This is a genomic window from Glycomyces amatae, from assembly GCF_020991375.1.
GTDB classification, from domain to species: Bacteria; Actinomycetota; Actinomycetes; order Mycobacteriales; family Micromonosporaceae; genus Glycomyces; species Glycomyces amatae.
The window spans coordinates 1-12,244 of record NZ_JAJLQZ010000018.1 but is presented as its reverse complement, the minus strand read 5'-3'; the positions used below and the strand labels follow the sequence as shown (position 1 = coordinate 12,244).

Sequence of the window (12,244 nt, the reverse complement as noted above, 5' to 3'; positions counted from 1 at the left end):
CGGTTACGGCCCCAGCGCCCTGTCCATGTCGTTGCGGTCGCGTTGTTCCAAAGCCCGTTCCAGGTCGAACGCCGCCGTGACCTCGTGCGGTGGCTGTCGGTTCGCCGGCAGGTCGATGCCGCGGACCGCGGCCCAGTCACGGATGGCCGCCCAGTATGCGCGTCGGGAAACGAACTCGACCTCTGGCAGCATCACCTCGGGTTCGGCAAGGTGGACCAAGCCCATCTGCCGGGCATGGTCGCGCAGCGGTCCGAGGAGGTCGCCCAAGTCGGCGGCATGCTCCACGGACAGGCGGATGCGGTAGAGGACACCGTCGATGCCGAACGTGATGGCGAGGTCGGCTTCACGTCCGTCGAGGTCGTCTTTGAACGGGGACATCTGACCGATCGTAAGACCCGACCGGGCCCGGGCGCACGTATTTGTGCGACATGATCGCGTTCGCTACAACACCGAGCGGAAGGGAGGGGCCGCTAGGTCGAAGCGGCGACCGTTTCCTGATGGGCAGCTGCGGTGATGAGGTCGCGGGCGCCTTGCTCGATCAGGTCGACGGCGACGTCGTCACCGAGTGTGGACGGGTCCAGAGGCGAGCCGATGCCGTGCGATGCGATCACGGCGGTCCCGTCGACGGCGTACACGGCGGCGCGCAGCACGAGCTTGCCGCGGACGTGAGTGGCGTGTGCGGCGATGGGCGAATTGCAGTGCCCCTGAAGTGTGGCGAGGCAGGCGCGTTCAGCGAGCGCGGCCGCGCGAGTGCGGGCGTGGTCGAGGCGACGCAGCAGGTCCCATGTCTGTTGGTCGCGGTCGCGGCAAGTGACGGCGATGATGCCGGCGCCAGCCGCGGGTGGAAACTGGTCGGGTGGGAGCACGGCGGTGACGGCGTCGGCGCGGCCGATGCGTTCGAGTCCGGCGGCTGCGAGGACCAGCGCATCCCATTCCCCGGAGGCGAGGCGTGCGAGCCGGGAGTTGACGTTGCCGCGGGAGGCGAGCAGTTCCAGGTCGGGTCTGGCAACATGCAGTTGAGCGCGGCGGCGGACCGCTGACGTACCGACGCGTGCACCGGTGGGCAGTGTCGCGAGCACGTCGGCAGGGACCGGGCCGTTCAGGTCGACGGGTGGCTGGCCGGGTTGCACGAGGACGTCGCGGGCGTCGTCGCGTTCGAGGAACGCGGCGATGGTGAGACCGCCGGGGACGGCGCGGTCGGATTCCATGTCCTTGACGCAGTGTGCGACGGCGTCCACGGCACCGGTGGTCAGCATCTGGTCGAGTTGACGGACGAAGTGGCCTTTGCCGCCGAGTGCCGCCAGGTCACCGGTCCACTGGTCGGCGCGCGTGGTTACCGGGATGACTTCAACGGTCAGGAACGGGTTCGTGCGAGTCAGCAGTGCACGGACGCGTTCGGCTTGCGCGAGCGCCATGGGTGAGGATCGTGTGCCGAGGCGGAGCAGATGGGTCATACGGTCACGGTAGCGGCCGGGGTTGACATTCTTGGAACGACACGAATGCGTTGTGCTCGTGGCCAGGTGCCGCCGAGAGGGCGGTGCACCGCACTGGTTGGTGGTGGCACGTCAGCGGCGCGAGTTCGCGGCGGTCATGGCGGCTAGCGGCGGGAAAATACGCCTGGGTTCTCAAGCACGAACGTGTGCGCTTCAACCGGTTGCAAGTTGATGTGCGGGAGTGTGTCGGGCGGCACGAGCTCGATGTCGTAGCGGCCGCGGCCAGGCTGGGTGAACTCGCTGCCGGTGCGGGCGCCGATGTCCATGCTGACGAGTTTCGCGGTGAACAACACCATCGCCTGACTGGGGAAGTGTGCGGTGACCACCAAGTCGATCGATGCGATGTGGGCGCCGAGTTCTTCGAATGCTTCGCGGCGTACCGCCGCTTCGGGTGTCTCGCCCGGGTCGATCCCGCCGCCGGGAAGCACCCAGTACGGGTCTTCGCCGGGCCGGGTCCGTTTGATCAGTACGAGACGCCCTTGGTCATCGAAGAGGAACACTCTGGCGGTCCGGCGGGTGGTGTCCATGGCGGGCTCCATGACGGTTGCGGTGTCTGCTGCGGCCGTTAGGCTTACTGCAACAGAATCGCACTTTCGAGGAGTTGCACTGTGACAACATCCCGCCCTTACGTGATCGCTTCGGTGGCCATGAGTCTCGACGGCAGGATCGACGACGATTCATGGGAGCGGTTGATCCTCTCCAACGCTGACGACTTCGACCGTGTTGACGAGGTCCGTGCCAGCGTCGATGCCATCCTCGTCGGTGCCGAGACCCTGCGCCGGGACGACCCGCGCCTGCTCGTGCGGTCCGAGCAGCGACGAGCAGCGCGTCTCGCCGCCGGTAAAACGTTCTCACCGGTGAAAGTGACCGTCACCCGGTCGGGGCGGATAGCGCCCGACGCGCAGTTCTTCACTGCGGGCGACGTGGACAAGATCGTGTACGCGTCCACCGAGGCGGCGAAACGACTCACGGCCGACCTCGGCGCCACCGCAACAGTGGTGGACTCGGGCCTCACGGTGCTGCCGTGGAACCTGCTCGCTGATCTGGGTGAGCGCGGCATCGAACGGGTCATGGTTGAGGGCGGCTCGTGGATGCACACCATGTTCTTGAAGCGCGACCTCGTGGACGAGTTGCATGTGGCGGTCGCACCGTTCCTCGTCGGACAGGCGGGGGCGCCCAGGTTCGTGCAGGACGCGCCGTTTCCTCAGGGCCCGGACCGGCCGTTCCGGCTCGCCGAGACGCGAGCGATCGGCGAAGTCGTGTTCGCTCGGTACCTGCGTTCCTGAGCCCAGAGGAGAAGCCGCGGGCGCAGCATGCCTGTCAGCACTTGGTCATCCACAACGCAGGTCCCCGCAACAGCAGCATACGAAGCGCCGACATCGTTGCCCGCGTGGTCTAAGCGGGATCGCGTTCATGTCGGAACCCTGACCAGCCGTCCGGAATCACCTGTCAGCGAAATCATGTCCTAGCGTCCGATACGCAGTAGGTTACCGATAGCCTGTGATGATTCTCTGTATGGACCTCGAACCGGTTGCCGAAGGCGACAAGAAAGCAATCGCTCGACCGGGTCGGATACTCGGTCGAGCGCTGAAGAGATTTTTGGCATGGTCGCTTCTCAATGCCGTGTATATAACGTTGCTGCTGCTGCCATGGCCGAGTCTTCTGGCGGGCGAACTGGATGCATCGTTGATGCAGGACACGTTGGTACTTGGTGGAGTCGATGTCCTTGTCAGCGTCGTTTTCATGGTGCTGCCGTGCGCACTTGTCTCGGAGCTCCGGTTTCTTCGTGGCGCCAAGAGCAAAATGCATTTTGTGCCTTATGTAGGGATGATTCCGTACGCAATCGTGATTATGGCGCTCACCGGAATTCTCTCCTTTGCACTGATCCCCTGGCAGCTCATAGTCCTGCTGATGCTGCACTTCCTTATGGCACGTCACTACCGCAAGGCAACGAGGTCATCGGGCGACCTGGGCAGGTGAGCGCTACCGCGCGCACTGAGGGAGGGCGTGCTTACACCGCAACATCCCTGGCCCCCGGCATTCGACCGCAAGGGTGACAAGCAACGCAACACCGTTGGGCGGGCCATCGGCCGCCTCAAGCGCTGCTGCACCATCTCCGCCAGGTTCGACAAGCTCGCCGTCCACTACGAAGCGACCCTCCAGGTCGTGATCATCTTCGATTGGAAACCGAGTTCGTAAACGGGCCTTGTTCTAGTGCTGGCCAAGTCGCAGCAACGGCACATTATACAAGTCTGGGTTCGCTATGCGCCGCATGTCGGGCGCTGCCACTTCCTGGATGACCATTTCGGTCAAGAACACTACGGTCGCTTCCAGCAGGTGCCCGGTGTAGCCGTTCGCGGCGCGGGCCTTCTCCCCACGGTGACATGCAGATGCGGTGACACGGTATCGGTCTCGGGCTCGTAGGCGAGCGTGCCGGCGCCGAGCACTTCCACGTTCGTGAAGTGAGCGCCCGACCAAACGGGCGCGTTCGGGTCCTCGAGCCGGTCGCAGGCACCGACAACGCGGACGTCTGCGAAACCTGCGATGAACATGGGGACGTAGCCTTGCCGGATGCCGTTGTCACGGCAGACCGCGTGGAGCGCAGGGAAGAAGCCATCGCCGTGATCGAAAGTGACGACGAAGGTTCGACCGAGCGTCACTGCGGTAGCTGCCATGACATGATGCTATCCCAAACGTATTGATGCTTTTCGTCATCGACCTGCGGATCCGATTGAAGGAGCACGTCGTGCGTGTTGTCGCGATCGACCTTGAAGGCACCGGTGCCCAAGACGGCGAACATGAGGACCTTCTGGAGATCGCGCTCGTCCCGTTGCACGCTGACGGCACACCTGGCGTGACGCAAGCGTGGAGCTCCCTGCTGCATCCGCAGCGGCCGATTCCGCACAAACCGTGGATTTCACCGGGTATCACTGATGCTGCCGTCCGCAACGCACCGTTCTTGGAGCAAGTCAGCGGTGATATCAGGAGGCTGGTTGACGGTGCGCACTTGGTCGGCCATAACGTTCGCGTCGACTGGGGACTGCTTTCCCGCAAAGTTCCCGAGCTTCGACCGGCGGGGCTGCTGGACACTCTTCGTTTGGCCCGCACCCATCGCGGCAATAGCGGCAACAGCCTCAACGCGTTGGTTGACCACTACGGCCTGGGCGCCAGCATCGTTGCGCACGTCCCGAACGGGCGACCGCATCGGGCCCTGTGGGATGCGGTCGCCTGCGCCCTGCTGCTAGCCCGCCTTGCAGCCGATATGGGCCTCGACAGTTTCAAGCGTGTGCGGCACGCTGCCGCGATCACCGCTCCGGGGGTGACCTCCGGGTCGGCAGTCATGGACCAACCCGGCCTGTTCGACTGAGGCCTGGCGCGACGGTGGTCAGGGGTGAAGGTTTCACGTACTAGTAGCTGGCTCGCATCAGTGGGGTGTGTCTGTCAAGCCCAGCATGGTGCACCACTTGGCGATCGCGACTTTGTACGGCTCGGGCATGGGCAGCGCTGGCACGTCGGCGGGCGCGAACAGGCCGATGCGGTCGTGTTCGTCGCTGACTTGCGGCGGGTGTGTGCTGCGCACATGGACGCCGTAGATGACGACGAACACTTCGACGTTCTCGCGGATGCGGTAGAGCCAACTGTGCACGATCGCGTCAACGTCGACATGCCATCCGGTCTCTTCGAAGATTTCGCGGGTGAGGCAGTCGGCGGGGTCTTCACCGGAGGCGAGTTTGCCGCCGCCGAGTTCCCATTCGTCGCGTTCGTTGTGCAGGAGGAGCACGTTGCCGTGTTGTACGGCGACGCCTTTGATGGAGACGGGGAACCGGGCGGGCTGCGAAGGCGGTGGGGTCATCTGGTTGTCCCTGCTGCAAGTACGGTGCGGATCAACGGGCACTGTCGACATGATCGCAGCGGCCCGTGTGGTTTGGTACCTTAGTTCGGGCCCCATCTGTTGGGCGTGAGGCGCGATCGAGGAGCGGGCGGTCTGGTGCGCAAACGAACCTGACCCGGACTCCGGGGTTCAAGCGGCTGCGCATCCTGCGTCGCCGCTCTTATATGCCTCCAGCGTGTCCCGGGCGGTACCGAATTCCTCAGTGCCCGTGAAGTCGTGCACGTCGTCGAGTGCACCGCCCGCTGCGAGGTGCTCGCCATATCCGGTCACCGCGTCCGAGATGACGCCCACTTCATCCAGGAGATCGGAGGGCAATTCCATGGCCGCGAGCCCTCCGAACGTGGCAACGGCGTCAACGCTGTCAAGCGCACGACTCACGGCGGTATCGGCAGGCAGGTCTTCCAGAACGTTGAGCATCGTGCCGTCGGTCATCTGGTCCACAACGGTCAAGTAATCCTCCAGGACGCCGCAGGTCGGGGCGACCGGGTCGTCAGTCGGTGCAGCTGACTCCGAGGGCGGGCCCGTCGTCGGCGATGCGCGTGTTGGTGCTTCGCCACCGCAGGCCGCGAGGAACTCGGTTCCGGCACTGGCGAGCGCCAGGGCGACTCGTCGCCGAGGGCCGACATAGGTCATGGCTGCTCCAATCGTCGACTGCTCGATTCCTGCGAGAGCGGTGTGCGTGACCGGACTTTACCGACGCAGCACCGGGACTGGTCCCAGGCCCTGTCGGATCTGTCGATCGGGCGAGGTCCCCTGCGTCGGCGTGGTCTCCCCTGCCAGGGTCTCTCGTTCGCAAGCGAACGCCACGGCGCCGCGGCCATGATCGCCGCCGTGCACCGCGCCGACCGGGAACGTCCCTTTGCGGGCCTGCACGGCAAGGCCAGCGACGACGCGCGACCGGCGTGTTCCTCTCGCTCACCTCAAGCCCATGCCGCTCGCGGCGCGGACGTCAGGACTGCCGCCGCAGCGTGCGATCGAGATAGGCGGCCACCGGTGCGAAGACACCGTCCGGGATCCGGGCGGCCAGAGCTTCGCGGTCGCACCAGGCGGCCGCGGCGATCTCCCGCGGCGCGGCCGCGGCCGCCGCGCCCGCGACAGACCGGCAGGCGACGTAGTGCATCTGCCTGCCAGTGACCGGGTGCAGGCGCTGCCCCAGCTCGGCGACCGCCTCGACGACAAGGCCGGTCTCCTCGCGGGCTTCGCGCACCGCCGCTTCGGCAGGAATCTCGCCGGGCTCGGTCTTGCCAGCGGGAAACTGCCACACCAGCGGGCCTTCAGGGACGCGGCGTTGCACGAGCAGGACAGTGCCGGCGTCGACGATGACCGCGGCCGCGATGTCAGGCCGCGGCTCGCGGTCGGATGGGATTGGATGCTGCGGCGTCGGCACCGGATCATCATGTACGAATGCTCCGGGAACACGAAGATCGAGGCTCAGGTCATCACGGCGACCGGTTGATGCCGCGGGTCGCGACCACAGTGGAAGACCTGGAGGTCGTAGCTGCGCCCGATCCTCACTCCGACCGGATCGAAAGTGCGTGAACGGCGCTCCGCATCGTCATGCTCGCGGTCCTCGACCGGCATCCAATGCGAGGTCGAGGAGTCCCACTCGCTGTCAGCGATGGTCAGCAGCGGCACCGCCTCAGCGCCGCAATCGCACGTGAGCACCATAGCGTCGGCGACCGCCCAGGCGGCACCGTATCCTCCGGTCTTCCACCCCGGGGCTATCGCGCTGCACCGATACTCGCAGGAGTCCTCGTCGCCCTCCCACTCCTCGATTGCCTCGAGTAGTTCGGGAGGTAGGACGTCATAGTCGGGGTACTCGGTCACCGGCTCCGGATCGACCATGCACGGCTTCGGCACGTAGTGCTCGGCACCTGCCACGGCGCCTTCCGGCGGCACGCGAGGCTGGAGGTTCGATGAGTTGAACCTGCGCCATCGAAGTTCCACCGTCGGCCGATACCGGTGTATCTGCGGGTGGTCGAACGGGCACCAGAGCACCTGCAGCAGATCGGCATCCTCCCCGAACGGCAGCTCGGGCACATCGCGTGCGAAAAGCTGGGCGACCGGTATGAGGGCCATCGGCGATGCATCAGGATCGGTGCCCCATACAGTAGGTCGCGAGGCGTACCCGAACTGCTTGAGGAAATCCCGCTCCTCAAGTGTGTACCGATCCTCCTCCTTCTGCACAACCCGGCTCTGAGCCGCCTCCCGAATCCGGTCAGCCTCCGCGATCTCCTCAAGTGTCACCAGATGAGACCACCCATGCGTGGCTGAGCATGTCGGCCAGGCCTCGTCCGCCGGCCAGAGCAGCGGTCCCCCGATCGAGGACTGATAGGCCGTAGGTTGGCCTCGCCGAGGATGCAGCCGCACCGCCGTCCGGGCCAACGGCGCCAGTTCCGGCCAGAGAGCAGCCACATCATGCGGACGATCAGGGGTGGTGAAGGGCATCGGGACTCCCGGAGGGGATCGAGCAAACGAGGGCAGGCTCGAAGCTACCAATGCGGTCCGACAATGGATGCCACGCCCGATCCTGAGCTGGCCGTCCGTCTCCGAGAGCAACCGGTCGGGCCGCTCGGGTCCCGGCGGGGGCGCGACGCATCGGTCTGGCACACTGCTGCGGCAGCAGCGTCGAGCGCTGCTGGAAGGAGCCGCGATGCGACGGGTCGTGGTGGTCGGTTCCGCAGGGGCCGGGAAGACGCATGTGGCGAGGGCGGTCAGTGCGCGGCACGGCCTGCCGCTCGTCCACTTGGACGCGATCTACTACGACGCGAACTGGAACCCCACGCCGCCAGCGGCGTTCGCGGCCGCTCAGGAGCGACAATGCGCGGCGGAGGCGTGGGTGATCGACGGGAACCACGTCTCGATCCTGTCGATCCGGCTGGCGCGTGCCGATGCGGTCGTGGTCGTGGACGTCCCGACGGTGGCGGCCTTGTGGGGTGCCGTGTCGCGGCCGGTCCGCCACGGGCCCGGGCAGCACGAGGCAGGCGTCTACAACCGCTTGAACTGGGGGGGTGCTGCGGTACGTGGCGACGTACCGGAGGCGCATGCGTCCCCGGGTGCTCGCCGCCATCGACGCCGACGCCAAACTGGGAACCCACATCGTGATGCTGCGCAGTCGGCGGGCCGTGCGCCAATGGCTGGCGACGCTGGGAGCGGACCGCTGGCACGGCTGTAGCGGGAGGCGGCAACCGTTCGGTTCCGCCTCCCGCCAGGCGGTTACGCGGCGGTGCCTTGCGCGGCCTCATACAGTTTGACGATCGCGTTGGGGATGCGTCCTTGCGGTTGGACGCGGTAGTCGTGCTGGGCCGCCCAGGCGCGGATGCGGGCGTTTCTGCTGCGGTCGGCGGGCTTGCGGCGTGGGCCGGGCCGCTCGCCGGGAGCCAGGAGGCGGACGCGGCCGATGCGGCGGCCGTGCTCGCGGTACCGGTCGAAGACCGCACGCAGTTCGGTGGCGTGCATGTGGGAGAGGTCGATTTCGTAGACCTGTTCGTCAATGGCGAACCGAATGGTTTCGTCCGCTGGGCCTTGGTCAAGGTCGTCAATGAGTTGAATGACGCGTTGTTTCGCCATGGTGAGTGCTCCTAGCTGGTGTTGCGGGCCTGATTGCTGTTCTCTCCATGTTGTCGAATCAGGACTACAACGCGGCAACAACCTTGCAGCACAACGGAATTAGGACGAGCAGTTTGCGTTCGCGAGACGTATGATGGTGTTACAGCAAATGGACAGCTTGTTCATTCACTTCACACATTCCGCTACACCCGGTCGGAAGGCAACCATGGATTTCTCGCTCCCCGCGCTCGATACCGCCACGAAGTACCCGTCGATCCCGACCTACCACGTCATCGGTGAACGCGGCATGCTCGGCGAGGACACGAACGTCGTCTTCGAAGCCGGTGAGGACGTCTACCTGACTGAGAAAGTCGACGGCACCAACTGCCGGATCGTCGTCCTCCCCGGTGGCGGCGACTTCCTCATCGGCACCCGGGACCTGTTCCTGTATGCGCAAGGCGACCGCGTCCCCAACCAGGTGCCGGTCAACCTCGAGATCCTCCGGACGCTCATGGAGCCCGCTGCGGCGGCCGCGGACGCCTGGACGGGCAAGGCGATTCTGGTCGTGTTCTGCGAGGTGTACGGCGCGGCCGGAATCGCCCGAGGATGGGCCGACTACACCGGTACGAAAACCGGTGCGGGAGCGCGCATGTTCGACACCGCGACCGTTGACCCCGCGGTTCTCGGCTGGGAGCTCGACCGGATCGCCGGCTGGCGCGAGCGGGGCGGGCAGGGGTTCGCTCCCGCGTGCTTCAATCCGATCGCGCAGTTCGGTCTCGAACCGGTGCCGCACGTCAAGATCGCGGAGGGGCACACGATCCCGACCGGTCGTGAGGCGGCCGAGGCGTGGATGGAGGCGCTGCTGCCGGGCACGCTCGCGGGCCTTGGTGACGGCGGCACCGGGAACGCGGAAGGAATCGTGGCGCGCACGGCAGACCGGTCGAAGATCGTGAAGCTCCGCAAAGCCGAGTACGCCAAGACGCGGCGGCAACTGGCGAACCGCCGCTGATCGCCCCCAGTACCGGGCAAACCGTAGTACGGCTTGCCCGGTACCATGCCGCCCTCCCCAGTGGCGGCGCCTGGTGGCCGTATGGTCGTCACCAACGCTGTCCCCGCACTGGTCCGCACCGACCCCATGCAGCAAGGAGCCCACCATGAACGATTCGCTGATCGACACGCTCACGGCCGAAGCCGACCGCGATGGCATCCACCAGCTCGCGGTCGGCGCCGTCATCACCAACGGCACCGGCAAAGTCCTGTTGCTGCGGCGGGCCGCTGACGATTTCATGGGCGGCCTGTGGGAACTGCCGAGCGGGAAAGTCGACCCGGGGGAACGCCTTGACGCAGCGCTCGCGCGCGAAGTTGCCGAAGAAACCGGACTTGACCTCGCGTCGATCACCGGCTATCTCGGTCACTTCGACTACGTCAACCGGCGCGGTGACCGGCGCAGCCGGCAGTGCAACTTCGCCATCACCACGGCTGCGGTCGCTCCGGTCGTGCTCACTGAGCATGACGCCTACCAGTGGTGCGACCTCAATGGCAGCCTGCCCGTGAGCGCGGCGGTCCGTGCCATCCTCGACGCCGTCGAATCTCAGGTGTCACCTGTCTGAATCCTGCTGGGCCAAGGCCCCGTCGGGTACCACGTTTCAGCCGGGCTCCCGTTGTCTGCTCGCAACCTCTGGTCAATGCCGCCAGTGACCGGCGCAGCGGTCCTCGGGCGCCTGTTCACACCGTTCCCTTGCCGCCGGTCAGGATCACGATCTCACCGCAGGTGAGCGCGTCAGCAGGGGAAGCGAAGGTGTCGTCGACGGTCGCTACCGCAATCATCGCGGCCGCCAGTGCCGCAACGGCGGCTTCAGCCATGCCGCTCGCCATGGCGTCCCCCTCTTCGACGGTGGTCGGATCGAATCCGAAGGTCATACGGACGCCTTTCGGGGAACGGAAGCGGTCACCGCCGTCGTCACGGTAGGACACGCCGAAGTAGTCGCCGCCGGGGAGGTCGCGAAGGAGGGCAGCGGCTTTGTCGCGCAGGCGTACTGAGCGGAGGTGGTCGAGGACGAGGGGGTGGCTCACCGCTCCAGCGGCGTCGCGCGCGATCGCCGTCACGGATCGACCCTGGCGCATCTCGATGACCATGGTGGTGAACAGGCTGGCGCGTGCGCCTAGGAAGTTGTCACGTTCGAGGCGTGTGGCGCTCATGCCACCAACCTACATCACTAAAATTGTTTAGTAAAATTCTTTAGTGGCGAGGCGTCGCAATGCATGCAACAATCCACTGGACCAGCGCACCCGACCTGTTCCAGCAACGCGCCCCAAGGCCCGTCCTCGATATATGACCATGCACCCCACACTATGGCGGTCCATCCCTCCAGGAGAGAAACGATGATCGGTTCAGCCGAAGAGTTCGTGGCGCTTCGGTCGAGCAGTGATCCCGCCGAATACCAGCGGGCTGCGCACGAGGAAGCACCGCTCGAGGTCTGGATGACGGTGATCGCCGACCATCCGGCTTTTCGGCAGTGGGTGGCCCACAACAAGACGGTGCCGCTCGAAATTCTCGACCTGCTGGCCGGAGACGAAGACGTGACGGTCCGCCTGTTCGTCGCCGGTAAACGGAAGATGCCGGACCGGATCCTTCGCCGTCTGGCTGTTGATCCAGACGCATCAGTTCGGCTACGGGTCGCGCGCCATCGCAATGCGACTGGGACGACACTACGCATGCTGCAGTCAGATTCCTGGGATGAAGTCCGCAACATCGCGCAAGACAGGCTCGCTGGCTAGCGGCGCTCAACAGTCTGCGCCCCTGCGATGGCACGCGCGCCAACGTAAATGTCAACCGACACCGGGATCCACGATGTTGGTTGTCATTTAAGTTGTCACAGCGCTTGGCTGCTGACCTGCGGTGCGACAGATAGGCGATCGTCGATGCAGACTGGCTGCTGCCATTGAACTTGTAGCGAAGCTGCGTGAAGTCAGGCCCAGCGTCGGGGACCTGGGGCGCGGCGACCCAGGGTTGAGCTGCGATGCGACAGGTGCGGTGACGATCTGCGCCAACTGTAATGGCAAGTGCGTCAACTTAAATGACAACCGACACACGACCGTTCGCCTCCTCTGTGCGGTCACTGAGGCGGCCTCAGCGTCGGTGGTTGTTCACGCGGTGAACGTCGCCGCGGTAGGCCGCACGAGCGGCACGGGCCAGAGCATGGTGTACCGCTACCAGTGAGGACTGGTGAACACGTCCTTTACGCTGCGGCGTATGGACTTCACGCGCCCCCTGGTCAACGTCGTCGACGTCGAGGCGACCTGCTGGGAG

Annotated in this window: 17 protein-coding genes and 1 pseudogene; 8 read left to right on the top strand and 10 right to left on the bottom strand. The window is 65.6% G+C overall.

Translation table 11 applies throughout. The features are described 5' to 3' along the window. Positions 1-3: 3 nt before the first annotated feature. The 3 genes from LO763_RS21895 to LO763_RS21885 all read right to left on the bottom strand — a co-directional run bounded on the left by LO763_RS21895 (position 4) and on the right by LO763_RS21885 (position 2,020). Positions 4-378 carry an Lsr2 dimerization domain-containing protein gene (locus LO763_RS21895; RefSeq protein ID WP_230788888.1) on the bottom strand — a complete coding sequence of 125 codons (375 nt, stop codon included), beginning with the start codon at positions 376-378 and terminating at the stop codon, positions 4-6. 92 nt (positions 379-470) lie between these two features. Beyond that, on the bottom strand, positions 471-1,454 hold the full coding sequence (gene hemC, locus LO763_RS21890; RefSeq protein ID WP_230788886.1) for a hydroxymethylbilane synthase: 984 nt from the start codon (positions 1,452-1,454) through the stop codon (positions 471-473). Positions 1,455-1,597: 143 nt separating this feature from the next. Continuing rightward, a complete protein-coding gene (locus LO763_RS21885; RefSeq protein ID WP_230788883.1) occupies positions 1,598-2,020 on the bottom strand; it encodes an NUDIX domain-containing protein in 423 nt (140 codons plus the stop codon). Positions 2,021-2,101: 81 nt separating this feature from the next. Between LO763_RS21885 and LO763_RS21880 the strand changes: the two genes are divergently transcribed. The 3 genes from LO763_RS21880 to LO763_RS21870 all read left to right on the top strand — a co-directional run bounded on the left by LO763_RS21880 (position 2,102) and on the right by LO763_RS21870 (position 3,692). Next, entirely contained in the window at positions 2,102-2,779 is a 678-nt protein-coding gene (locus LO763_RS21880) for a RibD family protein (RefSeq protein WP_230788881.1), read from the top strand. A 229-nt stretch (positions 2,780-3,008) separates the two neighbouring features. Further along, positions 3,009-3,473 (top strand): hypothetical protein, encoded by a 465-nt coding sequence (locus tag LO763_RS21875; protein WP_230788879.1) that lies wholly within the window; start codon positions 3,009-3,011, stop codon positions 3,471-3,473. Positions 3,474-3,500: 27 nt separating this feature from the next. After that, positions 3,501-3,692, top strand: coding sequence for a hypothetical protein (locus LO763_RS21870; protein ID WP_230788877.1), 192 nt, complete (start codon positions 3,501-3,503; stop codon positions 3,690-3,692). 12 nt (positions 3,693-3,704) lie between these two features. On the opposite strand, the pseudogene LO763_RS21865 reads toward LO763_RS21870, so the two are convergent. Then, a pseudogene (locus LO763_RS21865) lies at positions 3,705-4,168 on the bottom strand (PPC domain-containing DNA-binding protein). Between the two features lie 26 nt (positions 4,169-4,194). On the opposite strand from LO763_RS21865, the gene LO763_RS21860 reads away from it, so the two are divergent. After that, positions 4,195-4,860: a 3'-5' exonuclease gene (locus LO763_RS21860; RefSeq protein WP_230788872.1), complete on the top strand. Its 666-nt coding sequence runs from the start codon at positions 4,195-4,197 to the stop codon at positions 4,858-4,860. Positions 4,861-4,917: 57 nt separating this feature from the next. Here the strand turns inward: LO763_RS21860 and LO763_RS21855 are convergent, their stop codons facing one another. From LO763_RS21855 to LO763_RS21840, 4 genes are all read right to left on the bottom strand, one after another. Continuing rightward, complete coding sequence (locus LO763_RS21855; RefSeq protein ID WP_230788869.1) at positions 4,918-5,346, bottom strand: NUDIX hydrolase; 429 nt, start codon at positions 5,344-5,346, stop codon at positions 4,918-4,920. Positions 5,347-5,514: 168 nt separating this feature from the next. Beyond that, positions 5,515-6,018, bottom strand: coding sequence for a hypothetical protein (locus LO763_RS21850; protein WP_230788866.1), 504 nt, complete (start codon positions 6,016-6,018; stop codon positions 5,515-5,517). Positions 6,019-6,334: 316 nt separating this feature from the next. Continuing rightward, positions 6,335-6,772 (bottom strand): NUDIX hydrolase, encoded by a 438-nt coding sequence (locus tag LO763_RS21845; RefSeq protein WP_230788863.1) that lies wholly within the window; start codon positions 6,770-6,772, stop codon positions 6,335-6,337. Positions 6,773-6,816: 44 nt separating this feature from the next. Beyond that, positions 6,817-7,632 (bottom strand): hypothetical protein, encoded by an 816-nt coding sequence (locus LO763_RS21840; protein WP_230788861.1) that lies wholly within the window; start codon positions 7,630-7,632, stop codon positions 6,817-6,819. Positions 7,633-8,038: 406 nt separating this feature from the next. Here LO763_RS21840 and LO763_RS21835 point away from each other — a divergent pair, with 406 nt between their 5' ends. Further along, the gene (locus LO763_RS21835; protein ID WP_230788859.1) at positions 8,039-8,560 is read left to right on the top strand and encodes a P-loop NTPase family protein; all 522 of its coding nucleotides are present in this window, start codon (positions 8,039-8,041) and stop codon (positions 8,558-8,560) included. A gap of 41 nt (positions 8,561-8,601) precedes the next feature. Here LO763_RS21835 and LO763_RS21830 read toward each other — a convergent pair whose 3' ends face one another. Then, positions 8,602-8,955 carry a histone-like nucleoid-structuring protein Lsr2 gene (locus LO763_RS21830; RefSeq protein WP_230788858.1) on the bottom strand — a complete coding sequence of 118 codons (354 nt, stop codon included), beginning with the start codon at positions 8,953-8,955 and terminating at the stop codon, positions 8,602-8,604. Positions 8,956-9,103: 148 nt separating this feature from the next. Between LO763_RS21830 and LO763_RS21825 the strand changes: the two genes are divergently transcribed. Continuing rightward, positions 9,104-9,943, top strand: coding sequence for an RNA ligase family protein (locus LO763_RS21825; RefSeq protein WP_230788855.1), 840 nt, complete (start codon positions 9,104-9,106; stop codon positions 9,941-9,943). A gap of 145 nt (positions 9,944-10,088) precedes the next feature. Next, positions 10,089-10,544 carry an NUDIX hydrolase gene (locus LO763_RS21820; RefSeq protein ID WP_230788853.1) on the top strand — a complete coding sequence of 152 codons (456 nt, stop codon included), beginning with the start codon at positions 10,089-10,091 and terminating at the stop codon, positions 10,542-10,544. A 115-nt stretch (positions 10,545-10,659) separates the two neighbouring features. Here the strand turns inward: LO763_RS21820 and LO763_RS21815 are convergent, their stop codons facing one another. Then, complete coding sequence (locus LO763_RS21815) at positions 10,660-11,133, bottom strand: hypothetical protein (RefSeq protein WP_230788852.1); 474 nt, start codon at positions 11,131-11,133, stop codon at positions 10,660-10,662. 183 nt (positions 11,134-11,316) lie between these two features. Here LO763_RS21815 and LO763_RS21810 point away from each other — a divergent pair, with 183 nt between their 5' ends. After that, positions 11,317-11,712: a hypothetical protein gene (locus LO763_RS21810; RefSeq protein ID WP_230788850.1), complete on the top strand. Its 396-nt coding sequence runs from the start codon at positions 11,317-11,319 to the stop codon at positions 11,710-11,712. The last annotated feature ends 532 nt before the right edge of the window (positions 11,713-12,244 follow it).

Coding starts and splice junctions, on each gene's coding strand:
- LO763_RS21895 (WP_230788888.1), bottom strand. CDS start 378: ATGTCCCCGTTCAAAGACGACCTCGACGGACGTGAAGCCGACCTCGCC.
- hemC (WP_230788886.1), bottom strand. CDS start 1,454: ATGACCCATCTGCTCCGCCTCGGCACACGATCCTCACCCATGGCGCTC.
- LO763_RS21885 (WP_230788883.1), bottom strand. CDS start 2,020: ATGGACACCACCCGCCGGACCGCCAGAGTGTTCCTCTTCGATGACCAA.
- LO763_RS21875 (WP_230788879.1), top strand. CDS start 3,009: ATGGACCTCGAACCGGTTGCCGAAGGCGACAAGAAAGCAATCGCTCGA.
- LO763_RS21860 (WP_230788872.1), top strand. CDS start 4,195: ATGCTTTTCGTCATCGACCTGCGGATCCGATTGAAGGAGCACGTCGTG.
- LO763_RS21855 (WP_230788869.1), bottom strand. CDS start 5,346: ATGACCCCACCGCCTTCGCAGCCCGCCCGGTTCCCCGTCTCCATCAAA.
- LO763_RS21850 (WP_230788866.1), bottom strand. CDS start 6,018: ATGACCTATGTCGGCCCTCGGCGACGAGTCGCCCTGGCGCTCGCCAGT.
- LO763_RS21835 (WP_230788859.1), top strand. CDS start 8,039: ATGCGACGGGTCGTGGTGGTCGGTTCCGCAGGGGCCGGGAAGACGCAT.
- LO763_RS21830 (WP_230788858.1), bottom strand. CDS start 8,955: ATGGCGAAACAACGCGTCATTCAACTCATTGACGACCTTGACCAAGGC.
- LO763_RS21825 (WP_230788855.1), top strand. CDS start 9,104: ATGGACAGCTTGTTCATTCACTTCACACATTCCGCTACACCCGGTCGG.
- LO763_RS21820 (WP_230788853.1), top strand. CDS start 10,089: ATGAACGATTCGCTGATCGACACGCTCACGGCCGAAGCCGACCGCGAT.
- LO763_RS21815 (WP_230788852.1), bottom strand. CDS start 11,133: ATGAGCGCCACACGCCTCGAACGTGACAACTTCCTAGGCGCACGCGCC.
- LO763_RS21810 (WP_230788850.1), top strand. CDS start 11,317: ATGATCGGTTCAGCCGAAGAGTTCGTGGCGCTTCGGTCGAGCAGTGAT.